This is a genomic window from Paenibacillus sp. Y412MC10 (assembly GCF_000024685.1).
Taxonomy (GTDB): Bacteria; Bacillota; Bacilli; order Paenibacillales; family Paenibacillaceae; genus Paenibacillus_AQ; species Paenibacillus_AQ lautus_A.
Genome location: NC_013406.1, coordinates 1,951,813 through 1,977,505, shown reverse-complemented (window position 1 = coordinate 1,977,505; position 25,693 = coordinate 1,951,813). Strand labels below are relative to the sequence as shown.

Here is a 25,693-nt window from a genome sequence, read left to right as displayed (position 1 = left end):
TATAATCCTTCGATTGGATATGGGGAGTTCGGCCGCGCCCGGCATAAGGAGCCGGGGGAATCAAATCTAATGATTACATAGGCAATGGGATCACCAGGCAAGGCACGGCAACAAAAAAAACCGCCGGGGAAATCAATCCCCTAGCGGTATTTCTCATGCAGATACGGTCCCACCGTGCTTCGATACGAAGTTTCATATTCCTCGATAATCTGGCTGCCCCCTTCTTCAAGCCAACGGTCGATCTCCGCCTCGAACCCCTTCTCATCGATCATTCCCAGCATGAATTGATAGGTGGCGTCCCGCATGCGTTCATTCAATCGGACGCCGATCTCGTTATACAGCGGAGATTCCAACGGTGCGGTAGGATCATAGATGAGGAAGCTTTCATTATCATAAATCAGCCGCTCGGCTTTATCCTTGACCTTATTCGTGTTAACCGGCTCCAGCATGCCCGGGATGGTGCTGAAGCTTCCGGCCATCAAAGCCTGGTAAGGCTTCACGTCCTTCTCCCTCAGCTCAAAAGCATCCACCGCCACCGCTTTGCCATCCTGTACGGTATAGTGGGTGCCCTCGATTCCCCAATACATCAGGTTCGCAAGCTCGGGACTCATTAGCGCATCATAGAAGGAGAGCACATTCTTCAATTCCTCTTCCGTGGCGATCGCGGACTTCGGAAACAAGATGACCGTTCCGTATCCCTGGGATGCCCATATCCCGAACCCTTCCGGCCCGCGAACCCGATTCTGAACATCGAGTACGGCCTCAGGGTCATTCGCCAGCAGCCTCGACTGCAGGGACAGGACGTCCCCCATCGCGCCGATATAGACCCCGGCTTTCCCCGTAATGAACAGCTCCTGCTGGTCCGTCTTGCTGGTAATCGGAAAATCTTCATTCACCAGTCCTTCGCTATGCAGCTTCTTAAAGAATTTCATCGTTTCCATATACTGCGGAAAGACGAATTCCGGCTGCAACGAATCGTTGTACCATCCCCAACGATTCGGCGTTCCGTAGTAGGAGCTGATCGTCTTGAAAGCCCCGTAAATCAAGTCGTTGCGGTCCGTCAAGCCGATGGTATCATCGATGCCGTTGTTGTCCGGATCGTTATATGTAAACCCTTTCAGCATTTCGTACAAATCGTCGAGCGTTTCCGGCGCCGGAAGCCCCAGCCGATCCGCCCAATCCTTTCGGTAAATGATGCCCGATCGGGCCAAGGCACGCTCCTGATACAGGCTGTACAGCTTCCCGTCAATAGCGGTATTCCTTAAAACCTCGGGCTTCAATCGCTTTAAATTCGGATAGCCGTCAAGGTACGGGCCGATTTCCCAGAACAGCCCGCTTCGTATTTCATCCCTGAAGTAGGACAAGGATGCGGCATTCTTGAGATAGAGGACTTGCGGCAAGTTCCCTGTCGCAAGCGCTGCAAACACTTTTTCATCATAACTGCCGTCCGGCACCCACTGGATGTCCAGCTGAACGCCCGTTTTTTCCTCGATCTCTTTCTCGATCCGATCGGATGGAATCTCGGTGGTGTGCAGGTTGGCCATCATCGAAATGCGGGTACTGCGTTCAAAAGACGCATTTCCGCCATCCGCCCCCGATGAGCGGGCCATGGTGATGCAAGCAGCCGATACCAATAGGATAGCGAGCGTAAGCACAACATAGTTTGACAGACGGGTCATCAATCCGTTCTACCTCCGTTCCCCCATGTTTCTTGCGGATCCCAAGTGACTGAGACGATCATATCATATGTACATCTTTTTTCATGACAAACCAGGATGATCAAATCCAGTGATTATTCATTTTGAAATGATTATTGAATGTAACGGGGGTTGCCCATACAATGATTATACACTTTGTTAAACAGGAAGGTGTACCTATTGCATCCAAAAAGTAGCTTTTATTCTAAAATGGTCCTGTTCGGCTGCTTCATCAGCATCATTCCTCTTGTGGCCCTCGGCTTCTTCTCGTTCATGAAATCATCCACCTCCGTACAAAACCATGTCAACAGCAGCAACATCCAGATCATGAATCAAACGAACAGCAATCTTGAACAGGTGCTGAGGACCGTAGACTATACACTGAATTACGTCATCAATTCCAACATGCTGCAAAGCGCCTTATATCGTCCCCTGTCCTATTATGACTTCCAGCTGTATAACAAACTGAGAGAAGAGATGAGTCTGCTGCAGTCTCCCGAAACCAAAGTAACGGACGTCATTCTTGCGAATGCGACAAGCAACTGGCTGATCAATAACCGGGGCATGTACGAATTTAATGAATACGCTTCCAAAGAGACGCTCCTGAAGCTTCTCGAGCTGCAAGGAAACTCCAATTGGATGATGCTGGAGACCGAATCCCTCGGCTCCAGCGATACGCTCAGTTATGCCTGCCCTTATACGATCGCCCTTGTGAAGAAAATGCCGCTCTCCTCCTCCAGCGCCCGGGGCGTCGCGCTTGCCACCATTCCCAGCTGCAGTCTTGCCGCCATGATGGACAGCCCTTCCGAATCCCGGGAGGTCATGGTGCTGGACCACAATTACCGGATCGTTGTGCATCCGGAGCAAAGGAAACTAGGACTATATCTGACCGATACCGGGTATGCGGAGGCGGAGCTGGACCATTTTGACAGCAAATCGGGGCAGTTCGAGACGAAGATCGACAACAGGCAAGTGTCGGTTACGTACGTCCGTTCCGATTTTAACGGCTGGCTGTATGCCTCCTTCACCGAAATGTCCGCCATCACGAAGGAGTCCCGTTCCATCGGCTGGTTCACGCTGTATATCTGCCTGCTGATGATCGGTTTCAGCGTCCTGATTGTATGGCTTGGAACGCGGAAGATGTATACGCCGATCCGTCACATTTTCGAAAATATCGTGGAGCGTCTCCCGGAAATCCAAGCGAACAAAAAGAGCGAGCTGCAAGTCATCGACGAACATATCCGGGATATGTTCAATTCGAATACCAAGCTCCGCAGCGAGCTTCGGCAGACGAGCCAGCAGGTGCGCACCTTTTTCCTCCATAAACTGTTCCTGGGCAAGATCAATCCGCCCGAAGCGATGGAACAAATCGAGATGTTCGGCTTCAAGGAGCAAGTATCCACATGGGAACAGCTGGCGGTCTTCACCCTCCAGATCGACATGCTGGACGAAACCCGCTATGAACGCAAAGACCGGGATTTGCTGCTGTTTGCCGTGAACAATATCATCGAGGAGATGATCCCCTCCTCCCACCGGCTCCCCTCCGTCATTATCGACCTTACGCAGGTTACGCTCATCGGACGAGGCGACATCACGCCTGAGGCATTCAACGATTATGTGTATACCCTATCGGAGGAGATCCAGAAGACGACGCGAAGTTTCCTGGACCTGGAGGTCAGCATCGGCATCAGCCTGCCTTACGACAACCTGTCCAAAACGTCGCGCGCCTACCAGGAAGGGCTTGAAGCCCTGAAACACCGCATCAAGCTGGGAACCGGCGTCATCGTCCCTTATTTCAGCCTGAACTCCGGCAAGCATACCCGGGTCTACTTCTACCCGATGCAGGTGGAGAACGAGCTGATCGATGCCATCAAGCTGGCTGACGAGGAAAGGGCCGTGGAGCTTCTGAGGCAGTGGCTGGACGAGGTGTTTCGCAAGGACCGGACGCCGCATGAGTATCAAATCTCGCTCATCCGGCTGTTGAATGACCTGATGATCGTGATGCAGGAGAACGGGATCATGCTGGAGCAGCTCGACATCCGGGACAGCTCCCTCGTGGAGGAGCTTCTTCGGCTCTATACCAATCCCGATATCGAGAGCTGGTTCAAATCGCGGATCATCCGGCCGATGGTGAGTGTTTTCCGGGATCGCCAGGACTCTCAATACCAGAATCTCTCCGAGCAGATGATCGAGATGATCCGCAAGGAATTCGACCGCAACATTACGCTTGAGGAATGTGCTTCGCGCCTCCATTACAACAATTTTTATCTAAGCAGCGTGTTCAAGAAAGAAACCAACATGTCCTTCAGCGAATACCTGTCCCAATACCGCTTCAAGATGTCCAAGAAATGGCTTGTCGAAACCGATATGCCCATTAAGGATATTGCGGAGAAGCTGAGTTACAACAATTCGCAGAACTTTATCCGGTCCTTCCGCAAGCTGGAGGGGATGACGCCCGGGCAATATCGCAGCAAATACAAAACCGGACCATAAGCCTTGTAAAACGGCATCAGATTACCAAAAAAGGTCACCTGTGTCCCGTACTTTTCCTATGGATGAGCATCTACAATTAGAATAGTCACGTTTTGTGCTGATTGTTGATCATTTACGAAACCATCCCAAAAGGAGAATCTGTGCCATGATACGAGAAATGCAGGCCGATATCGTCATTCTCGGCGGCGGAACAGGGGGAACAGCCGCTGCGCTTGCCGCCGCCAAATCCGGAAAGACCGTCATCATGACCGAGGAAACGACTTGGATCGGGGGACAGCTGACCAGCCAGGCGGTTCCGCCCGACGAGCATCCGTGGATTGAATCCTTTGGCTGCACGCGCAGCTACCGGCAGTTCCGCGAAGGCGTCCGCCAGTACTATCGCGATTATTTTCCCATGACGCCCAAGGCCAGATCCAATGTGCAGCTGAATCCCGGCAGCGGCATCGTCAGCCGGCTATGCCATGAGCCCCGCACGGCGCTCGCCGTGCTGCACCAAATGCTGGCCCCGTACATTCACAGCGGACGGCTGACGATCCTGTATCAATATGCGGCGGAGTCTGCCGACGTTTCAGGGGATCGTGTGGACAGCGTAACCGTGCGTCATCTTGAAACCGAGGATCAAATCGTCCTCCGCGCCCCGTTCTTCGTGGATGCCACCGAGCTCGGGGATCTGCTTCCGCTGGCAGGCATTGAATATGTCACCGGTGCGGAGTCCAAAGCCCAGACAGGGGAGCCACACGCTGTCGACGGCGATCCGCTGCCGCAGGACATGCAGGGCTTTACGTATTGTTTTGCCGTTGACTATCTGGAGGGTGAAGACCATACGATTGAGAAGCCCGCGCTTTATGATTTTTGGCGGGAGTATAAACCCGATTTCTGGCCGGATAAGCTGTTAAGCCTGACCGCCGTCAAGCCGTCGACGAATGAGCCGATCGAGTATGAGATTTTCCCGGGACACGGCAAGTTCCCGCTTTATCAATACCGTCAAATCCTGGACCCGAAGCATTTTGCCGAAGGTACGTTCGACAGTTCGGTGTCGCTAGTGAACTGGCCGCAGAACGACTACTGGCTGGGCTCCATTATCGATGTGCCGAAGGAAGAGGCCGACCATCATATTGATCAGGCCAAACAGCTCAGCCTGTCCCTGCTGTACTGGCTTCAAACCGAGGTGCCCCGGCCGGATGGCGGGCAGGGTTATCCCGGACTGCGTCTGCGTCCCGATGTGGTTGGAACGGAAGACGGAATGGCCATGTACCCATACATCCGTGAGTCCAGAAGAATTCAGGCCGAGTTCACGGTCCTGGAACAGCACGTGGCAACCGAATCGCGCCCTGACGGCGTTGCCGAAACGTTCCACGATTCCGTCGGCATCGGCTGTTACCGGATCGATCTGCACCCGAGCACGGGTGAGCGTCCTTACATTGATATCTCTTCCCTGCCATTCCAAATTCCGCTGGGCAGCTTAATACCGAAGCGGATAAAGAATGTGCTGGCAGCCAGCAAAAACATCGGGGTCACCCACATTACGAACGGCTGCTACCGGCTGCATCCTGTAGAATGGAACATCGGCGAGGCCGCCGGATACTGCATCAGCCATTGCCTGGATCATGACATTCTGCCGACGGATGTTCGGAACGACGAAGATAGACTCGCCAGCTTCCAGCAGAAGCTCGTAAGCGAAGGCATCGAGCTGGCATGGCCGGCACTCCGGCCCGTCTGATCCGCCGCCGCTATAGAACCGCTGCAAAAACCAGCTCAAGGGCAACGCCCTGAGCTGGTTTTGGTTTTTCCATTTTATAACTCATCAGCCGTTACGTATTGAATCTGATCGGGGAAATGGCGGTCCATGCTGCACACCGACAGCTTGTACCCTTCTTCCAGCGCATATTGCTTAAAATAGTAGGTTCCTCCGTTCTCGCCAACCACGGGTGCCCACTCCCATTCACCGCCTTGCCGCTCCATTACAAAAGAATCCAGCGGCAAATGCAAGCCTTTGCCAACGGCCTTGATGTAGCTTTCTTTTAGCGTCCATAAATCAAAGAAGCGGGAAAGCCGTTCGGATGGAGGGAAGTTAAGCAGCGCGTTAAACTCGGTTTTATGGAAATAACGTTTGGCGATATCCATATCGATGTTCTCCATTTTCTCTACGTCGATCCCGACCGGCTCATAGCCGACGGCGCACACGACCCACTGCCCGGAATGGGAGACGTTAAAATGCAGGTTATCATGATCCTTCAAGAATGGTTTGCCGTAAGCGTTTCTGATGATTTCCATATTCGTTCGTTCCCGTCCCAGCTTATCCCGAAGCATGCGATGGGCCAAGGCATCGCCAAGCACCGAACGCTGGTAATCGCTAGCCCTTCTGAACTTGGACACATACTCCTGTCGATCAGGGGACAGCGTCTGGAACAAGGCCCGAAACGTTTCGTCGCGCATATGATCCGAATTCCGGATCGCGTAGATCTCCACAGCGCTAGGCTGATTCTCATTAAAAGTGCCCATAACTCCGCCCTTTCTCTAAACATAGTCCCGTGTTCACTTCGATATGTACGTTCCGTTCCCCTGCTTCTTTCCGCCCTCCTGCTGCCTTTTCCTCATATACGGGGGAAGGAATGATCATTGACAACGGAAAGACCACCCTACCATAATGGAGAAAATTATCGTTTAAATGAAGGTGGGGGTTCGATTGGACACGCAATCGGTTTTGGATCAAGCGGTGGACTTGTTTACGGAGGAGCTGGGCAGCCATTTGGTCGGCGTTTACTTGCATGGTTCCTTGGCTATGGGCTGTTTCAACCCGGAAGCAAGCGACGTGGATCTGCTGGTCGTGGCAGCAAGGCAGCCGTCCCGGGATCAATTGAGGCGGCTTGCCAACAAACTCATAGCCCTCCACGATGGAATGGCCAATCAGCAGGGATTGGAACTGAGCCTGGTCCTGGAGTCCAGTCTTCGGGAGCTCGTCTATCCGCCACCATTCGAATTCCACTACTCCGCCTTCCATCGCGAGAGGTATCTGGCCGATGACGATTACCTATGCGGGGGATTCCAAGATGCGGACCTGGCCGCCCATTATACCGTGATCTATCATCGGGGCATTGCACTGTACGGCAAACCCGTTCGCGAGGTCTTCCCGCCCGTGGACCGATCCTATTACGTTCAAGCCATCCTCGAGGATGTAGAGAGTGCGGTACAGGATATTACCGCCTCTCCTGTGTATTACACGCTGAACCTTTGCCGGGTGCTGTACTATCTGAGGGAAGGCGTGGTGTCCTCCAAAAAAGAAGGAGGCGAATGGGGGCTTCGCGCACTTCCCTCGCAGTATCATCCGATGATCGAGCATGCCCTGCATCAATATACCGGCGGAGCCGGGAAACCCGCGGAATCCGCATCGGATGGACTCATCGCGTTTGCCGGCGACATGCTGGAGCGAATCCGGAAGGCTTTATGATTGACGGGGATGCTCACCATGACTTAAATCCAAAAGGTGCTTAATACAATCACCAACAGAATAAACAATACCAGAACAATGCCTACCGAAGTTCCGTATCCACCGCCGTAGCAGCATTTATCGTAGCTCATCGATATAAACCTCCTTGTGTGATGGTATGGTACAGTTTATGTAAACAGATGCCCTTAGACAGGGCATTTCGGCAATGATGATCAGAATGTGCATTAGTCCAATATCCATGGCATGCCATGTCAAGCCCCCTGCATGCACGAAGCAGGGTTCGGTACATCCGCTTACCTCCTATTTATTGGAACCTTGTACAGATTCCTGCGTAATATTTACTTTAAGAAGCTGATCTCATTCTGAAGCTGAGGTGCTTAATATGAAAAAATTCAAGTTTGGAAGAACCCGTATAGAAAACTGGGCAAACATCGTTACCCTCATATCTGATACCGTGTTATATATCCCGCGACTGATGATGAAGCTATTCAACTGAAGGCTGGGTCGATAGCCGCCGCGATGCACTTATACCCCACTTAGATTTAGAAAGTCTATTAAATCTCACGATCAAACAGGGGGGAATCGGTTGAAGCTTATACTCAAACTGTATTCGGAATATTTAATTATCCCGCGTCCTTTTCGTTTATTGATTCTGTGGGGTTGGATCATATTATTTATGGCTGTTGGAATTAGATTGAATTGGTTCTTCTAGGAGAGTTTCTTATGGATAAATTAACGATCATAATGGTTAAGTCTCTGGCCGTTGTTATATTCATCCTTCTATTTATCGGTGTTTTCTTGCTCGGCAGATTCGTTGGTAACGCAACTCCTTGGTACGTAACAACCTCCTTACTGATTCTGTTGATAGTTAGATGGGTTTACTTAAGAATAAAGAATAAAAAATAATCACTATTATACGGATCGATAATAATCTATCCGTATTAAATAGGTCGTTACTTATGTGCGACTCCCTGGTACATAACTAAGACCCGTTCGATAGGATCGAACGGGTCTTTGGCTTTAACGGTTAATAAATTCTGCCAATTGCAGCATTCTGGTTAATACGACCGCTCCTTCAGCACGGGTAGAATGTGCCTTTGGAACGAACTTGTCAGAAGAACGTCCCTCCATCAGACCTGAATGGACGATGGCCGACACGGCCTCTTCAGACCAGGATGCGATGCGGTCACGATCCTTGAACCCTTCCAATATGGAGCCGGAGTCTCCTGTCTCCAGATCCTTGCCGGCAAGCTTCAGCGCCCGGAGCAGCAAGACACTCATCTGCTCACGGGTAATCTCCTCGTCCGGACGGAATGTGCCATTGCTGAAGCCTTCGATCAGCCCATTCTCCACAGCCGTAGCGACAGCGGACGCAAACCAATCGTTTGCCTTCACGTCCTGGAAGCCCGTGTCGGCTCCCTGATCCTTCAACCCGAGCGCACGGACGAGCATCGCCGTGAACTGCGCTCTCGTGATCGGCTCGTTCGGACCAAAACGCGTATCGCTCAGTCCTTCAATCAATTTTTTCGAGGCCAGCAGCGATACGTCCTCGCGGGCCCAATGACTGCTTAAATCCTCAAATGTCTTCGCATGGGAGACAACGGAATAAACCCCGCTCTCCCTCCATTTGAACTCCGCTTGGGAGGTACCGTTCGATGTGCGAATGAACGCCGGTACGAAGACCAGCTTGCCGGATGCCGGATCCATCCGCAGCACCGTCGTTTGGGATGGACTGGCGACACGGGATAGAACCTTCGTAAACTTTGCGTAAGGTCCTTTCAGTGCCGGAAGAGTCGACAACTTGTCACCTTGTTTCCACGCCAAGGTTATGGCAAGCGGTGCATCCAGCATGGAGGCTCCATCCTCCAGTGCTGCCTTCATCCGGTCCTCTTCTTCTTTCGAAGCAAACCCGACGCGGATCTGCAAGCTTTCCGCCGTCCCTCGCTGCTGCATAGCTTCCGTCAGCGACTGGAGCGGAATTTCCAATCGGCCTTGGGAGGATTCCAACACGATGGAGCCCCCCGGCAGGTCTTTCACGGCAGCGCTCAGCCCTTGAACCGGCAAGTGAAGAACGACGGAATCCGAAGCGTCGGTTACCGTATACGTAAGCAAGCGTGAAGCCGCCGGCAGCTTGCTAAGCCGTGCCACATCATCGAGCAAAGACTTCTCGTTTGCATCCGCTATGATGACCGTCCTGCCGTCCGGTGCCGTCTCTTTCTTGATGTTCAAGCGCTCGGGTTCGGTCGGTTTTGGAGGTGGCGGCGTCGTTCCTCCACCCGGTGAACCGGATCCTCCGCCCGGAGTTCCCGGATCGGATCCGCCGTCTCCCGTAGAAGTCCGGATGACCTCAAACGTCTTGCTGTTTGTTTTGAAGTCGTCAACGAATACGTCCACGGTGATCGAATTGGCCCCCGTTTGCAGCGGCACGTTCGCTGTAAATTCACCTTTCGCCGACAGGGTCGCATCGGCACCGTTCACCTTCACGGCCGCTTGGCCGGGTCCGAGAACTTCGACCAGCCCTGTCAACGCAAGCTGGCTGGCGCGCGTTTCCTTGCCTTCGTCGTCCATCAGCCCGCTTAATACGGCCGAACGAACCTGGTCGCCCGTATTGTAAGCATTGGCCACGAGCTGGCGGAGCGTTCTTGTGCCTGACGGATCCAGAGCAGAAATGACAAAACCTCCCGCAGGTATGACGCTGTTATTCTCTTCCGGGGCTCCCCAGCTCCAGTTGATCGCTTGGTTCCGGTTGACTACGCGCGTCACGTGACCCGAGTTATCCACAACCACTTCAACCCCGAAGCGGTTCGTGCCCGTGGAGTATCCAAAGGCTTCCGTCATCACGTTAACGTTGCCCTCGATCCGGTTGATATTATAGAAATTGCCTTCAAGGAACGAATTCGGGCTTCCCGGCAAGCTCATGCCGAGCTGGTAGTCCTTCACCCACTCCTTATCTTGGAGAGCGGCAGCCGCGATCGGCCAGTTGACCTGGGATGCGTCAAACAGCATCAGGCCGTTCGTGGACTTCAGCCCCGCCTGGAATACTTCGCGTTGGACGGCCGGCGCCTGCACGTTGTTCATGGCAATGCCTGCATACAGCGGAATTTCCCCGTTCGTTACGATATTGCCAAGCGTAATGTATTTCTGGATTTCCTGACTGGTCGTTTGATAAGCCCCGATCATCAGAAAATCCAAATACTCGATGTATCCGGTTTGGTAATATTCCTCCGTATACACCGACTCGTCCGGCATGCCGAGTGCGGGATTGAACCGGAAGTTCTTGCTGCCCCAGTTGACGCCGTTTAGATAATACGTCTCATACCAGGATCCTACATAAGAGGATACCTCGATCTTTCTGCCTTCTGAGACTTCATAGGAATCCACCAGCGCCTTCACTTCGCCGAAGAAGCTCTGAATCGTGCCCGAGCGGAATTCCCACCAGTCCTGAATCAGCGGGCCGTATACCCTTACATTGTTTTCATAGGAGAAGATATCGTTTGGCCAATTGACAAGCTGCTTGCCCCGGGCCTGCAAAAACTGCTCGAATTTCACGCGGGTTTCGTCGCTGAAATCGGCCCCTTCGTTGTCATACCGGCTGCGGTCATGTACAACCCCGTCCACGTCGTAATTCTTGATGATTTCCTCGAACGTTCTAAGCTGGTAATCGCGGACCTCGTCATTGGACGGGTTGACGAAAGCTACCAGGCCCTGCTTTTTGCTTTCGCGCAGACGCTTGATCTCGCCGTTGTTTTCAGGGAAATACACGCGTTCTTCCCAGTCGAGGTGGTCGTTCAGAACCGCATACTCGTTATGGGCGATCGATCCTTCGGCAAACACGTTGATCGCCGCATGGATCTCTAATCCCAGGGCATGACCATGGTCAATGAACTCCTGCAGCAGGTCCAGATCCGGACTTGCCCCCGCCTTTTCGGGTGCCTTGATCTCGCTGACGTAAGGTCTGCCCGTCAAATCGTTCTTTTTGTACGAAACATAGCCTTCAACGCCCTTCACGTCAAACGCGACCGAAGTCACGCCCGTTTCCTTAGCTTTTTGCAGAAATGCCAAAACATCCTCGCTGGTTTTGAACTTTCTTGCATTGGATGCCTGGTCCACCCAGAGAATGACTTCTTTTTCCGGAGAAAAACCAGGTCTGGCAAACACGGCCAAATGACGCACATCCTGCTCGATGTCATTCTTCATCACTTTCACTTCGATATAGTTGGTACCGTTCGTCAACGTATAATTATGAGTGAAGGTGCCATCCGCTTCAAACGGAATCTCGTTCCCGTTCACCAGCAGCTTGATCGCCGCAACATCGTCTATGTTGTCAATGCGCCCCGTGATGGCGGTACTGCCTTCCGTTACGGTGTACATCGTCTGATTATCGAGCGTGAGCCGTGCAATAAGGCCGTTGCCGCTCATGATGTCGCGCACCTGAACCACTTCCCCGTTCTTGCGCAGCTTGATCATGTCGCCGACCTTGAAGTTCTCGGCCAAATACCGCTTGATGTTGTTGCCTGCATAGCTGTTGTCCTGTGCCATCAGCACATAACCGCCTTCGGGTATTTCAAGATCGGTCGGACCGGTCCACACCGGAGGCTTGCCGTTGATCGAAGGATTGACCACCAGCAATACGCGGTTGTTGGCATCCACCTGCACGGCCACATTGGTCTTTGGAATCGTGATGGAGCTGCCGTAATCTCTCGTAAATACCGCCACGATGTTCGGCACGCCCGTGACATCCTTATCGACGTAATCCAGCTTCTTGCGCGGACCTTCGATGTCGATCGTAATATCCTTCGGCGCCGCCTCGACTTCAATATAATCCTGGTTCTCGATCGGTTCGTACACGATGTTCAGCGTTTGGGCGGCCAATTCGCCGTCTCCCTTAATCAGCTTTACCTCAGCCGCGTTCGGACCCGGCTCCAAATACACATTCGTGCGGAACACGCCATCCGCCGTAAGCGCTGTTTCATCGCCATTGACGGTCACGCTTAAATCCAGGTCCTCGGCATAGTTCGCCACAAAACCCGCAATCTCAATGACCGGGATATCCACGGTCGCATCGTTTGGCGTAAGCAGATGCAGCTCCGGCGGCAGCGGATCCGGCCCTGGCCCCGGCTGATCCGGCAGGAAATCGGCTGCTTTCACTTCGACGCCCGCGCGCATCAGCTTCACCGAATCTCCTGTTTTGTTTTGATTAAAGAGAGGCTTTTGAAAAGCGGATTGCTCCCACGGAAGCGTCCCGCCTGCCACGACGACATAACCGCCGGCCGGAATCGGCAGCAGCGTGCCCGGATCCCAGGCCGTCGGAGGATCGACGTCCGGTCCGAGAATGTCCAGCACTTGACCGCCGGCATCCACCGATACCGCGACATGAAGCATGGGAACCCATACCTCATCGGTGTACACGGAGCCCGTAACCGAAGCACCGCTCGTGTACAGCGCCAAGTAGTCATTTTTGCTCTCCAGCGCGTCGCCTGCCACGTTGATATCCGTGAATTCCAGACTGGTTCCGCCTTGGGAGACCAGCGTAACCGGTTCGGGAACCGCGCTTTGAGCCGGGGGAATTTCGTTATCCGCGAACGCGGAGGAACCAATCGGCACGATGAGCGATACGATCAGCGACAAACTGAGGAGCAGCGCGATCCGCCTGCGAAATAAACGATACATCAAGGAATACCACCCTTCTTTTATTCAGAATGAACGATCACGTGAATATAAATTCAACAGTCACCCCCTTTACGAATTTTGAAAAAGCAGCTGCTTGCGCAGACTGCTTTTTCGTTTAGGTCATTTACTTCGTGGATTGAAACCATTCATTTGCTGCGGTCACCATATCGGCTCCACCTTCGGCTCTCCATTGAGCCAGGAATTGATCGTAAGCATCAATCGGCTTCGCTCCGGAAATGAATTGCAGCACATTGTCATCGAGCATAGTCGACAATTTCAGCTGGTTTTTGGATACGGCATCAATAGGCGGAGCTGTCGACATAGGATCTACAACCATAATTCCTTCGGCATTTTTCTGATACTCTTCGAAATGCGCCTGAAGAACAGGATCTTTACGTACACGTGCTTGCCAGTAGATCGGATACTTTTCTTCATCTACCCCAGTTAGGAAGTTGCTTGCATTATTCAGTTCATCGTTAAATATCGGCAGAATCGGATAGTATTTCTCATCCTTAACTTCATGGTGTACGCCTTCCTTACCAAGCGCTATGCCTTTAAATGTCTCAGGCTCCAACTTCGCATTGAGGAAATCCATGGCAGCTTCCTTGTTCTTCGAAGATTTCAGGATAGCCACATACCAAGTTGTATTCGTTTTAACTCCAATAGCAGCCTTACCATCTTTGCCCTTCAGGTACGGGATAATGGATGTTTTTGCTTCCGGGGAATTTTTCGTCAGTGCCTCAATCGTTGTCCCGGCGCTCCACCAAGGCAGTTCATACATCGCAGCTTTACCACCCGAAAATTTTTCAATGGATTTCTGTGCGGTATTAATTGGGGTCTCGGTATCAAGCAATCCTTCTTTGTACAGTTTGTTCATAAAAGTAAGATATTCTTTCATTTCAGGCAGTTCAGCCCGATGCACCAATTTGCCATCGACTTCCTTCCAATCGGTGAAAACGCCAAATGTTGCGGCAATGTTGCCATAGATAGCTGGAGCCTTATTGCTCACTGTGAGTGGAATAACATTCTTCTTCTCTTTAATTGTTTTAAGCACATTGTAAAGCTCATCGGTGTTTGTAGGTGTAGCTAGGCCTAATTCATCCATCCAATCCTGTCTGACCACCAGTGCCTCGCCGATGCTTACGCCTGCCCCAGTCTCTGGGATACCAAAGATTTTCCCGTCGATCGTTGCACTGCCAAAGGACTCTTGTTTTATGGATTGTTTGATATAATTCCCATGAGATTCAAGAAGCTCATCGATTGGCTCCAGGGCTCCTGCAGATGCGAGATTATAAAACTGCATTGCATTTAATTTCACGATATCATAATTATTTTTACCGGTTACAAGCAGGTTCAGCTTCTCATCCGCGTTCTCGGCCGGTAGCAGTTCATATTCCACATTAAATCCAGTTCTCTCCTGGATGTATTTGGCTACATATTCGGTCTTCGGATCAAACAATCCATACTGCATGATCATGCGCAGCCCTGGTTTTTCAGCCGTTGTGTCTTTGTTCCCGTCGTCTTTCGGGGTGCTTGCCGGTGTGTCCGATGGTTGAGCCGCCGGCGTGTTCGTTGTGCCGCCTCCCCCGCCGCCGCATCCGGACAGCGCCAGCGTGAATCCGAGAATCCCGGCCAGTACCGCGGATTTTTTAATCTTGATCATGGATAACCCTCCTTGTGATTGAGAAATTCAATGAATTCTGCCATCTGAGCAATACGAAGCGCATCACCACCTTTATAAGATAACCCCACAAAGCGGGGCCTTGCTCCGAAGTCCATTCAGGTACTTTGCGGGGACCCCGGAAATTATAATCATGTTAAGAAAAACGTCTATCGACGTACTCTCAAAGAAGATAGACCGCGTTTAGCGGTAGTTTTTCTTGCGATATTCAAGCGGCAGATCCTCCAAAGTTTATACTTTCTGATATCTTCAGAAAACCTGATGAATCTAACCTTTAACCGAACCCACCAGCACGCCTTTGACAAAATACTTTTGCAGGAACGGATACACCAGCAAAATCGGGATCGTTGCCAGCAGGATCGACGAAGCTTGTATGGACTGCGGCGTTGCGTTGATCGCGGCGTCGACATTGTCCTTCAGGAAATCCCCGCTGGACGAAACCAGCAGTTCCTTCAGGTACAGCTGCATCGGTTTGATCGCCGGATCGGTAATGTAGATCATCGCTGCAAAATAGTCGTTCCAGAAAGCAACCGCAAAGAACAAACCGATCGTTGCCATGACGGGGAGCGAGAGCGGCACGATGACCGAAACCAAAATGCGGATGTTCCCCGCGCCGTCCAGCTTGGCGGATTCCTCCAGCTCATCCGGAAGACCTTCAAAATAGTTTTTGATGATCAGCATGTTGTACACGTTCACCATCGCCGGCAGGAATAACACCGGGAAGGAGTTCACCAGATTCAAATTCTGCATGAGCAGGTAAGTCGGAATCAGTCCGCCGCTGAAGAGCATCGTGAATACGAAGATCAACAGAAGGCCTTTCCGTCCGCGCAGCCGGTATTTGGACAACGGATAAGCCGTCAGCGTGGTCAAAAACAAGCTGCAAGCCGTTCCGATGATCGTCAGAAAGATGGACACCTTGAGCGAATTCAAGAACATGGAATCCTGCAGCACATACTTGTACGTTTCGAATTGAACCCCGACCGGAAGCAGCCCCACCTTGCCCGATATGACGGCCCCCTCGCTGCTCAAGGATTTGGCGATCAGGTTCAGGAAAGGCAGCAGGGTCGTTAAACCCATCACGATAAAGAACGTATAATTGAATACCGAGAAGCATTTTTCCGAGAACGACGTTTTGATGACACCTCGGGTGGTGTTAGTTCCTTCCAAAGCTTTTTTGTGATCCATTTGTGCCACCCTTTCTTTACCAGATCCCGCGCTGTAAGTATTTTCTGCTCATGGCATTGCCGATGATGACTAACGTGAACGATATCACCGCTTCGAACAAGCCGACCGCGGTCGAGAAGCTGTAATCCTGGTTGCCTAGGCCTTGCCGGTAAACATAGGTACCAATGACATCCGACACCTGGTACACCACAGGATTGTACATGACCAGAATCTGCTCGGTTCCCGCTTCCAGCACATTCCCCAGCCGCAGGATAAACATCAGGACAATGATTGGAGCAATCCCCGGCAGTGTGATATGCCACAGCTGCTTCCATCGTCCGGCCCCGTCGATCTTCGCCGCTTCATACAGCATCGGATCGATCATTGTAAACGCTGCCAAGTATACGATGGTGCTCCAGCCCGTTTCCTTCCAGCCGGCCGACGTGATCAGCACACTGCGGAACACGCTGTTATCCAGGAAGAACGCAATCTGCTCCATGCCCAGCGACACCAGCAATTTGTTGACGATTCCTCCATTCGTTGAGAGCAAATCGATAAACAATCCGCCAACGATGACCCAGGACAGGAAATGCGGAAGATAGATGACGGTTTGCACCGTGCGTTTAAATACCATATGCCTCAGCTCATTGAGCATCAGTGCGATAATGATAGGGAGCGGAAACAAGATCACGATTTTCAGGAAGCTGATGATGACCGTATTTTTGAATACCTGAGCAAAATCCGGCGACGTGAACAGCTTCTCGAAATGCTTCCATCCTACCCACGGGCTGTCGGCAAATCCGGTGAAAATGTTGAAATCCTTAAATGCGATCGTGATCCCGTACATCGGCGTGTACTTGAACAATAAAATGAACAGAATGCCCGGCACGAGCAGCAGATAAAGATCCCACTCTTTCCATATATCGGACCCTAAACGCCCCCAATACCCTCGTTTTGGCTTCATCTCTCTATGCGGTGCGGGCGATGGTTCTAACGTGGGTTTCATCGACTCGTCTCCCCCTTTCTATTGATTCAATCTCCTTGGTTACTACAAATTGTAATTCCCTGCGCCGGGACTGAGTAGGCGAGGATCATTACTATTTATGGTAATCTGATGTTGTGTTGGGGCACGGACGTCAGTAATTATGCCATGGGGCTGCGGTGGGTGTTTCATGGGATGTTAACTTGTGATGATCGGCGAACCGTTGGCAACGAAATTCATAACTGGATTTCAAAGCATACGCTGCTAAAAAAGAGGGTTGTACATCACTCCGCATGCGGATTGTTCTTCCGATCCCTGTTACCCCCGGATTTCATCCGAATGGATAGACAATGTGGAAATCCGGGGATAAAGGGGACCGCTGCCGCTTCTCCAGAACAATTCCGCCTGCTCCGTTGAAGCTGATTCAATCATGGCGTTGGCATTCGAAACACGGCAATGCCGTGCTTCGTCGTCAAGCGAGGCCTCCTCTGCTCCGCGAGCGTGGCCTCCATAGCCTCAACCATTCGCGCGGGTGATTACTTCCGCCCTGCCGATGGTTGGGGCTGGGGGTAAACGCAAACGAGCCGCTCGGGATGTTGGCCCCGAACGGCTCGTTTGCATGGTTTATGTAACTGCGCACGCTCTGCTGCGCTGCGTTTTGCCCCCTCCCCCATCCTAATAGGGGGAGGATGGGGGACCCACGCGGATCAGCGGAGCGGACGAATCGATTCCGGAAAAGCGTTAGCGCTCGCCCGAAAGTTTTCCAACGGAAAACTCCCATCGAAAGCATTGACTGGAGCCGAATTTCTTCCGCTGTAACATTCATTCCAGGAAATTCGGCGACAACAGCGATTGGAGGAACGATACGGCCGCGCAGCGGGCTTCCACATCTCTCCCTTCCCCGACCAATTGGGAGAGGATATGGAGGGGGGTGCCCCACGCGGACCAGCGGAGAGGGCGAATCGATTCCGGAAAAGCGTTAGCGGTCGCCTTTGGAGCCGAATTTCTTCCGCTGTCATCATCATTCCAGGAAATTCGGCGACAACAGCGATTGGAGGAACGATACAGCCCCGCAGCGGGCTTCCACCTCTCTCCCTTCCCCGACCAATTGGGAGAGGATATGGAGGGGGTTGGACCCCACGCGGACCAGCGGAGAGGGCGAATCGATTCCGGAAAAGCGAAGCGGTTGCCTTTGGAGCCGAATTTCTTCCGCTGTCATCATCATTCCTGAAATTCGGCGACAACAGCGATTGGAGGAACGATACGGCCCCGCAGCGGGCTTTCAGATGTGTGCAGCAGTGCCGTACGGCCTCTCCCATATCCTTATCCCTTGAATTCCCCCGGGTTCACGCCCCAATACTTCCGAAACACCTTGGTGAAATAACTGACATCGCGGTACCCGACCAGCCGGGCGGCGTCGTACACCTTGAGACCGTCCTGCAGCAGCGACTTGGCCCGCTCCATTTTGCGTTCCAGCACGTAAGCGGAGAAGACGACCCCCATTTCCTGCTTGAACAGCCGGCTGAGGTAGGAAGAATTCACGTAAAGCCGGTCCGCTACCGTGTGCAGCGTAATTTCCTGGTCCATCTCCTCCTCGAGCAGGTTCAGAATGTCCTTTACCACCTGATTGCTTGTCGTTTTCCGCTGTTCGCCCATAAACGTGATGATATGCTTCACCGTTCGCTCCAGGAGCGACCAGGTTTGCATTTTGGTGCTCAGCAGCTTGACGTTGTGGAAATATTCGATATCGTCGCCGACGACTCTTTTTACCGTCCAGCCCTGCTTCTGGATCATGCGGGTAAAGAAGCTGTTCATGTAAAGCACCGCCTCCTGGAATTCGTCCGAGGATTCGGACCTCGAGAAGGCTTCCTCCCATAATCCCTTCAACGCCTCCAGCGCCTTCGTTTCATCCGCCGTTTCCAGCGCGATCTCCAGCGTCTTCTCCAGGTTCTGCTGCACGATCACGCCCTGAATATCCCGCTGGAGCTGCTCCCGGTAAGGAATCGCGAGGTCGTGTCCATACACGACGCGCTCCTGAAGCGCCCGGCAAGCCTGCGCATACAAGAGGCTCATCTCCTCGATCGTCCCGGTGGATGCACAGATGCCGGCGCTGGCCGTTATCTTCAGCACCTCCCTCGTTTGGGAGAGGAGCTTGGATACGTCCGCATTCAGCCGCAGCATGGCTTCCTTGGCATCCTGGCTTTCCTCCAGGATCAGGACCATCAGGAGCATATTGCCTGAATCCGACGTGATCCAGAGCGATGGATGGGACAGCAGCTCCTTGGCCAGGCACTGCATCGTAAACTGCAGCAGCTCGACATCCCCCCGCTGAAAGCGGGTCTCGCTCTCCGGCAAGGGGTCCAGATCCACCACGGCGACGGCGATGCGGTCATTCTCCTTCAATGAAATATATAATTCCCTGCCCTTGGTAAGGACGTCCTGTTTTGTATATTTGCCGCTGACCCATTGGATAAAAAAGAGATTTTGCAAATGCGGCAGATTGTCCTTCCATTTCTGCTCCAAAGCCGCCTTGCGCTGCCACTGCTCCAAGTCCTCCCGCAGCTGCTGCCTCGCTTCAAGCACCGCTTCGAGAATGTCTTCCTCGCCGGCGGGCTTCAATAAATATTTGGACACCCCGTATTCCAGCGCCAGCTGCGCAAATTCGAAGTTGTCATGTCCGCTCAGGATGATCATTTTCGTCAATCGGCTGATGTCCTGCCGGCTTCGCAGCTCGCCGAGGAGCGTCAGCCCGTCCATTTCAGGCATCTGCACATCGATCAGCATCATATCGGGTTTTTTTCGGCCAACCAGCTCAAGGGCTTCGATGCCGTTGGATGCCATGCCCACAACTTCAATCCCATGCTTGTCCCATGGGATATTGTAAGCCAGTGCGTTGCGCAGCCGGGGTTCATCTTCCACGATCATGAGATTCATTCGGTTTGTTCCCCTTTCGAGCATCTCTATATAAGTGTCTATTTCAGGTTAAATTCCTTGCAGCGATCCAGCGGGATGGAAATCGTGACGGTGGTGCCTTCCCCTGCCACGCTGTGTACCGTCAGATCCGCTTCTCTGCCATAATACAGCTTCATTCGGCCAAGCACGTTCCGTAGACCGAACAGATCCTTCACATGCTCTTCATCCTGGGAAGACGCGGGCACGCTGCGCGAGCCCATCATCTCCAGCTCATGCTGGATGTAGCGCAGCCGCTCTTCGCTGATCCCCGGCCCGTTATCCTGTACGCTGATAACCACCGTATGCCCTTTTTCAATCCGGCTGGAGATGACCAGGCTCCCTCCCGAGGATTTGCCCTCCATGCCGTGAATGATGGCATTTTCCACCAAAGGCTGAAGCAGGAGCTTGAGAATCGGAACCCCCTTGCTCTCTTCCGAAATTTGATAATCCACGATGAAATTGTCCATGAAACGAAGCTGCTGGATTCGTAGATAGTAGTGCAGGTGGGTAATGCTCTCCTCAATCGTAAACACCTGCCTGCCCTTGTTCAGGCTCAACCGGAAAAACTTCGACAGGTTCATCACCATCTCGCTGATCTCATCCGCATCGTAGTTTTTGGCCGTCCAATAAATCGAATCGAGGGTGTTATACAGAAAATGCGGATTGATCTGGGATTGCAGGAACTTCAGCTCCGTTGTCGTCAATCGCAGCTGCTGCTCGTAATGATCCTCGATCAGATGCTTCTGCACGACAGCCATTTTATTAAACGACTGGATGAGAAAACCGAATTCGTCCTTCCGCTTGGTGTCGACATGAATGTTCAGCTCTCCGCTGCTGAGCCGCTTCATCCCGCGCGACAATTTCAACACAGGTGAGGCAATCCCGCTGTACACCACCCATGAAATGATAATGGCCAGCAGGATGCTCAGCCCGATGATCGCAACCGTGAACAGGCGCAGCTGATCGGTCTCTTTGTACAGCTCGCTTTTCGGCTGAACCAGCTCAAGACGCCATGTGGAGTAATCCGAATCAATCGTGACGGTCATATCCTTCTCGGTAATGTCCTCCTCATACACTCTTCCGGTCTCCACCACCACTTCTCCCCTTTCGTTCAGCAGGGCGATGCGGCTGTTCTCGGACGGAAGCAGCGTCTTGATGATATTCAGCAGCTTGCTTTTATTAAAAGACACCACCAGCAGGTTCGACTGCCGTTCGCTGTTGTACAGGTCCATGGCCCGAATCAGGGAGATGCTGTCCGTATTGGTCATCTGGCCAAACGTAATGCCCTCCGCCACTGGGGCTTCCGACATGACGTAGGAAATCCCCGTTCCGTTCCGTCGCGCTGCTTCCACCAGCCATTCCTGCTGCGTCTCGCCCGTCAGCTTTTTGCCGCCGTAATGGGTAGAAATGAACATGTTGGAAGCCCGATGATACACCGTGATTTGGGATACGAACCGGTTTACCGATACGGAATTCGACAGCTGCTCCAAAATGTGCGAGAAATCCACGATCGATTGAGGGGAGAAGTTGGTGCTGTTTTTGTTAAGAAGCTCGTTCATTCCTGGATCCCCTGCAATCAGGGTCGATATCTCCTCCACGTTTTGCAGCGCCAGATCAAAATGATTCATCGCCGACGACAGCGCCATCTCCGTCCTCCCCACCGCCTGCTCGTAGAGAATATCCCGGGACCGCTCTACGGCGAAGAGGCTGATAATGACCAGCGGCAGCAGGATCAGCAGAAAATAACCGGTCAAGCGGGTTTGAATGTTCTGGGAAAACCGATCCCGGATCCAGCGAAACAAGTCGATCACTCTGTCCCCCGCGCTCTTGGCCGCCAGCATTATTGTTTGGAGTACCATTCATTCACTTCCTTCGTGATTTCATCTCCCCCTTCTTCCTTCCAGGTCTTCACATAGTCGTCGAATGCGTCCAGCGGCTCTAGCCCCATGATGATTTTCGTGAACACATCCTCCAGATTTTTAAGCTTCGTGTTGTATTTCGTCATCCCGGGGGTAGGAACTCCGTAGAATGCATTCGGAATAATATGCTGATTGATCAGCTGCAGATTGTTGTAAAGATTGAAGTCTCCGAGCGAGTCAAGCCGTTCCTTGAACAGCAATTGATCCGGCACGTCGACAAGGGACTGGTAAATGCCGCGGTATAAATGCTTGTCGTGCAGCGCGAAATCCGTAACGATCGCCCCGTCCTCCCAGCGCCAGATTTCGTTCTCGAAGCCGAGCTTCAACGTCTTGTAGTCGCTGGCAATGAAGTCCAGAAACCGGATCACTTCGGCAGCCTTCTCCGATTCGGCCGGTATGACGTTATAACCTCGTATGATGTCCTTCCCTTCAACGCCTTTAAATCCGTCCGGTCCCGTCGGATACGGAAGCGGCATCCATTCGGCCTCGGGGTCCTTGCTCATATTGGCCGCAATCGGTCCGCGCGTATCGTACCAAGCCGCGGAGAACAGGCCGACCGTGCCGTTTTCTATTTTTTCGAACAGATTGTTTTGCAGGTTTAAAGGAAATTCCCGATCGAGCAGGTTCTCCTGATACAGCTTGGCAAAAAAGGCGAGGGCTTCCTTCGTTTCCGGCAAAATGCTTCCGTTCACCAGCTGCCCGTCCCGTTCAAACCACGTATTTCGCTGCGTGCCGAAAGCGCCGAAAAACGGCGAGGACCTTCCCAGGCTCGAGGTCAAGGTTAAACCGATCGTATCCTGGACGCCATTGCCGTCAGGATCATCCAGGGTGAAGGCACGAATGACTTCGTAATATTCCTCCAGCGTTTCGGGCGGCTGTAAGCCGAGCCGATCGAGCCAGTCCTTCCGGACATACATCAATTCGGCTCCCGTCACCTCATTCAAGCTCGGAACCGCATAGATTTTACCGCCGTATCGGACCCGATCCCAGACCTCCGGCGGAATTTTTTCTTTCAGGTGGGGGCCGTACTCGTCGATTAATTCATCCAGCGGCATAAATGCCTTCTGCTTAACGTAATTGTCGAACCACACCGGCTCGTACGTATGGAGCATATCCGGCAAATTGCCTGAGGACATAATGACGTCGAGCTTCTCGTTGTATACCTCGGGCGGAGGAAGATTGACTCCGATCTCGAGCCCCGTACGCTCTTCAATGTAATTCAGGTACGGATTGTCATTCTCGTCCAATCCTGCAGGGAACGTCATCCCCAGACTGGAAATGACGATGTTGATGGATGCGCCCTTGGGGAGGTTCTCCGGCGGATTCTCCTCCTCCGAAGACCCCGGGCCGTTGCACCCGGCAGCAAGGAGCATCAAAATTACGCATACGGGAAGCAATAGAACGTTACCTTTAAGCAGCCTTGACACCCCTCGATCCCCATGTTGACTAAATTCATCATTACAGGCCTTGTTCTTCGGCATATGTCCTCACTCCCTCCAGCTAGTAAGCTAATATTACTATATAAAGATGATGTCGTGAGTAAGATCACCTTAATAATCATTCTCCTAATAAAGCGCTGCTTCCTTCACCCCGGACAAAAAGAAAAAGCCGACCCTGGTCATTCGCGAACCAGGGTACGGCTATTCATGAAGCAAACAGCTTCTATTTCGGCTCCTCTTGGTCGCCGCCATCCTCCAGCAGCGGAACCTCTTTGCGCTGCTCTTCCGTTTGAACTTGAATCACTTCGAACGTACGGCCGCAGTGGGCGCAAAATTTGGCATTCACGGCTGAACTGTTCCCGCACCCTCGGCATATTTTCTCATCCGTAAGGTTGGCAATCTGGAGCAGATTTTGTTCGATTTCGAAATTCAATTGGTGAATCTTGGCCACGTAGTCTTGGATGCTCTCCTGATCAGGCGGCCACTTCCCTGCTTCGGTTGAAGCGAATACAACCTTGCCGATTTCCAGGAGCTGTTCGTCGATATCGCTTTTTTTGCCGTTGTTCTGCAGCTTTAAGCGATTGATCTCCACCAGCGTTTTAGCTTTGTTTCCGGCGTCCGATACACCGGCTTTAAATTTATCAAAAAAACTCAAAGCAAACTCTTCCCCTCTCTGTTCGCAAAATGGAACCCGTGTTTATTTTATTCCTTAAACGATATTCTCAGAATTTTATCATGCTCGGTATAGTTCACGCCAGCGCCCAGCCCCCGTGCAAACACCTGAACGGGAACATACGTCACGCCGTCCATCACTTTGGGAGCGACCGCAACGGTTTCCGATTTGCCATTATAATAAACGGTTTTGCTTCCGATCGTGAGCGTGACTTTATGATTGCCTCTCTGCACGCCGATGCTGGCCGCATCGCGATTCCAGTTGACCTTAGCCCCCATGCCCTCCGCAATTTCCCGCAGCGGCACCAGGTTGATGTTGTTATACACCAATGGCTCGCTATCAAATTTCACCACGCTGCCGTTGACGTAAACCTTAAGGCCGGACTTAGCATAAGCCGGAGCCGCGGGCTTCGGCGCTGCAGGCTTAACCGTGCTCTTTTGCGATGATTTCGACTTAGGCGCGGATGGGGACGACTTGCTTCCGGAAGAGCTCCCACCGCCGTTATGATAATGATACTCGCCATATGACAGACCCCAGCGTTCGCAATTGGTTCGGCAGGTATGCCCTCCGTTGGCATCCGTTCGTCCCGGATGCGCAGATACGACAGAGCCGGATACAAGCAATAAAGCAAGGGTGCAGCCTATCCATTTTTTCTTCATGCCTAAATAACCCCCTGGTATAATATTCCTCTACTATTCTAGCATATTCTTATATAGCTGATTGATATATAGAGTTACATTATATAGAAGGTGAATTGTTATGAATTGTTACCAGGCCGACGTTCCTGCATTGTTTCACTTCCATCTCCCGCGTTTATTCGTTACATATAACAGATCCTTTTGTGCCACAATATTGCCAGAAAGGAATGAGAGCCTAATGAGCAAAAAGAAACCTGAATTTGACGGTCAATTCCCCGGCGTGGACCCGATTCCCGAGCCCGACCGTCCGGATCAGGCCGCAACCGATAAACTCGACGATCTTGTACTCGGCGTTTTGGAAGACAAGGATCAAGCGAAAGCCGATATCGGGCCCGATACGGAAAACTATGATAAGCTTCGCAAAAAATAGAAGAAGCATCGCTTCTATATAATGTAAAAAATTGAATCGATCTGTAAAAGTGTTCAAAAATAATTTATCGTTCTCATTTTGAGAACGATTATTTTTATGTTATGATTAACATAGAAGCTTGGGACGAAGGGGGGAGTAACCGTGAACTGTTTCTTAAAAACGGCAAGAATTGCATGGATGCTGGTGCTTGTTCTGGTTACGGCATTTGCCCTGTACATTCCCGTCCAGGAGTATTACAGCAACGAAACCCAAGATGAGCGGTATGTTTACAAGCATGACCATCATCTGAAAGCGGCTGTTCTGAAACACTCTCAAATTCTCTCCAAACTTAAGGCAGCCGGCAATACCATAGCGCTGTTCTTATTGATGTCGGCCATTGTGATGCAGCAGGCTCCCAAAACACGTCTGCCCTATCGGCCGATTATTCCGCTTCGACTCCGGCTTTTAGTATTATTCCCCATTAAATACACATCGAAGTTCGTCTAGTCCTCCACACTTTTTCGCATT

The 25,693-nt window shown here is 52.0% G+C and carries 18 protein-coding genes; 6 read left to right on the top strand and 12 right to left on the bottom strand.

Annotation, left to right across the window (positions count from 1 at the left end):
- Positions 1-140 precede the first annotated feature (140 nt).
- Positions 141-1,679 carry an extracellular solute-binding protein gene (locus GYMC10_RS08380; RefSeq protein ID WP_015734125.1) on the bottom strand — a complete coding sequence of 513 codons (1,539 nt, stop codon included), beginning with the start codon at positions 1,677-1,679 and terminating at the stop codon, positions 141-143.
- Between the two features lie 198 nt (positions 1,680-1,877).
- On the opposite strand from GYMC10_RS08380, the gene GYMC10_RS08375 reads away from it, so the two are divergent.
- Positions 1,878-4,190: an AraC family transcriptional regulator gene (locus tag GYMC10_RS08375; RefSeq protein ID WP_015734124.1), complete on the top strand. Its 2,313-nt coding sequence runs from the start codon at positions 1,878-1,880 to the stop codon at positions 4,188-4,190.
- Between the two features lie 145 nt (positions 4,191-4,335).
- Positions 4,336-5,910 (top strand): FAD-dependent oxidoreductase, encoded by a 1,575-nt coding sequence (locus GYMC10_RS08370; protein ID WP_015734123.1) that lies wholly within the window; start codon positions 4,336-4,338, stop codon positions 5,908-5,910.
- Positions 5,911-5,984: 74 nt separating this feature from the next.
- Here GYMC10_RS08370 and GYMC10_RS08365 read toward each other — a convergent pair whose 3' ends face one another.
- Positions 5,985-6,692, bottom strand: coding sequence for a 4'-phosphopantetheinyl transferase family protein (locus tag GYMC10_RS08365; RefSeq protein WP_049788677.1), 708 nt, complete (start codon positions 6,690-6,692; stop codon positions 5,985-5,987).
- A gap of 184 nt (positions 6,693-6,876) precedes the next feature.
- Between GYMC10_RS08365 and GYMC10_RS08360 the strand changes: the two genes are divergently transcribed.
- Positions 6,877-7,638 (top strand): aminoglycoside adenylyltransferase domain-containing protein, encoded by a 762-nt coding sequence (locus tag GYMC10_RS08360; protein ID WP_015734121.1) that lies wholly within the window; start codon positions 6,877-6,879, stop codon positions 7,636-7,638.
- 23 nt (positions 7,639-7,661) lie between these two features.
- Here the strand turns inward: GYMC10_RS08360 and GYMC10_RS32725 are convergent, their stop codons facing one another.
- The 5 genes from GYMC10_RS32725 to GYMC10_RS08335 form a co-directional block, all read right to left on the bottom strand.
- A complete protein-coding gene (locus GYMC10_RS32725) occupies positions 7,662-7,769 on the bottom strand; it encodes a hypothetical protein (RefSeq protein WP_015734120.1) in 108 nt (35 codons plus the stop codon).
- Positions 7,770-8,658: 889 nt separating this feature from the next.
- Positions 8,659-13,308: an S-layer homology domain-containing protein gene (locus GYMC10_RS08350; protein WP_015734117.1), complete on the bottom strand. Its 4,650-nt coding sequence runs from the start codon at positions 13,306-13,308 to the stop codon at positions 8,659-8,661.
- Between the two features lie 124 nt (positions 13,309-13,432).
- Positions 13,433-14,971: an extracellular solute-binding protein gene (locus GYMC10_RS08345; protein WP_015734116.1), complete on the bottom strand. Its 1,539-nt coding sequence runs from the start codon at positions 14,969-14,971 to the stop codon at positions 13,433-13,435.
- A 285-nt stretch (positions 14,972-15,256) separates the two neighbouring features.
- A complete protein-coding gene (locus GYMC10_RS08340) occupies positions 15,257-16,174 on the bottom strand; it encodes a carbohydrate ABC transporter permease (protein WP_015734115.1) in 918 nt (305 codons plus the stop codon).
- 16 nt (positions 16,175-16,190) lie between these two features.
- Positions 16,191-17,159, bottom strand: coding sequence for an ABC transporter permease (locus tag GYMC10_RS08335; protein WP_015734114.1), 969 nt, complete (start codon positions 17,157-17,159; stop codon positions 16,191-16,193).
- Positions 17,160-18,066: 907 nt separating this feature from the next.
- On the opposite strand from GYMC10_RS08335, the gene GYMC10_RS32195 reads away from it, so the two are divergent.
- A complete protein-coding gene (locus GYMC10_RS32195) occupies positions 18,067-18,366 on the top strand; it encodes a hypothetical protein (RefSeq protein WP_144374213.1) in 300 nt (99 codons plus the stop codon).
- A 92-nt stretch (positions 18,367-18,458) separates the two neighbouring features.
- On the opposite strand, the gene GYMC10_RS08325 is transcribed toward GYMC10_RS32195, so the two are convergent.
- The 5 genes from GYMC10_RS08325 to GYMC10_RS08305 all read right to left on the bottom strand — a co-directional run bounded on the left by GYMC10_RS08325 (position 18,459) and on the right by GYMC10_RS08305 (position 24,777).
- Positions 18,459-20,069 carry a response regulator gene (locus GYMC10_RS08325; RefSeq protein WP_015734112.1) on the bottom strand — a complete coding sequence of 537 codons (1,611 nt, stop codon included), beginning with the start codon at positions 20,067-20,069 and terminating at the stop codon, positions 18,459-18,461.
- 38 nt (positions 20,070-20,107) lie between these two features.
- Entirely contained in the window at positions 20,108-21,946 is a 1,839-nt protein-coding gene (locus tag GYMC10_RS08320) for a sensor histidine kinase (RefSeq protein ID WP_015734111.1), read from the bottom strand.
- The gene (locus GYMC10_RS08315) at positions 21,928-23,487 is read right to left on the bottom strand and encodes an extracellular solute-binding protein (protein ID WP_015734110.1); all 1,560 of its coding nucleotides are present in this window, start codon (positions 23,485-23,487) and stop codon (positions 21,928-21,930) included. The genes GYMC10_RS08320 and GYMC10_RS08315 overlap by 19 nt, the downstream gene beginning before the upstream one ends.
- Before the next feature lie 181 nt (positions 23,488-23,668).
- Complete coding sequence (locus tag GYMC10_RS08310; RefSeq protein ID WP_015734109.1) at positions 23,669-24,100, bottom strand: hypothetical protein; 432 nt, start codon at positions 24,098-24,100, stop codon at positions 23,669-23,671.
- A 47-nt stretch (positions 24,101-24,147) separates the two neighbouring features.
- A complete protein-coding gene (locus GYMC10_RS08305) occupies positions 24,148-24,777 on the bottom strand; it encodes a stalk domain-containing protein (RefSeq protein WP_015734108.1) in 630 nt (209 codons plus the stop codon).
- 217 nt (positions 24,778-24,994) lie between these two features.
- Here GYMC10_RS08305 and GYMC10_RS08300 point away from each other — a divergent pair, with 217 nt between their 5' ends.
- Positions 24,995-25,186 carry a hypothetical protein gene (locus GYMC10_RS08300; protein WP_009591956.1) on the top strand — a complete coding sequence of 64 codons (192 nt, stop codon included), beginning with the start codon at positions 24,995-24,997 and terminating at the stop codon, positions 25,184-25,186.
- Positions 25,187-25,327: 141 nt separating this feature from the next.
- Positions 25,328-25,672 (top strand): hypothetical protein, encoded by a 345-nt coding sequence (locus tag GYMC10_RS08295; protein WP_015734106.1) that lies wholly within the window; start codon positions 25,328-25,330, stop codon positions 25,670-25,672.
- The last annotated feature ends 21 nt before the right edge of the window (positions 25,673-25,693 follow it).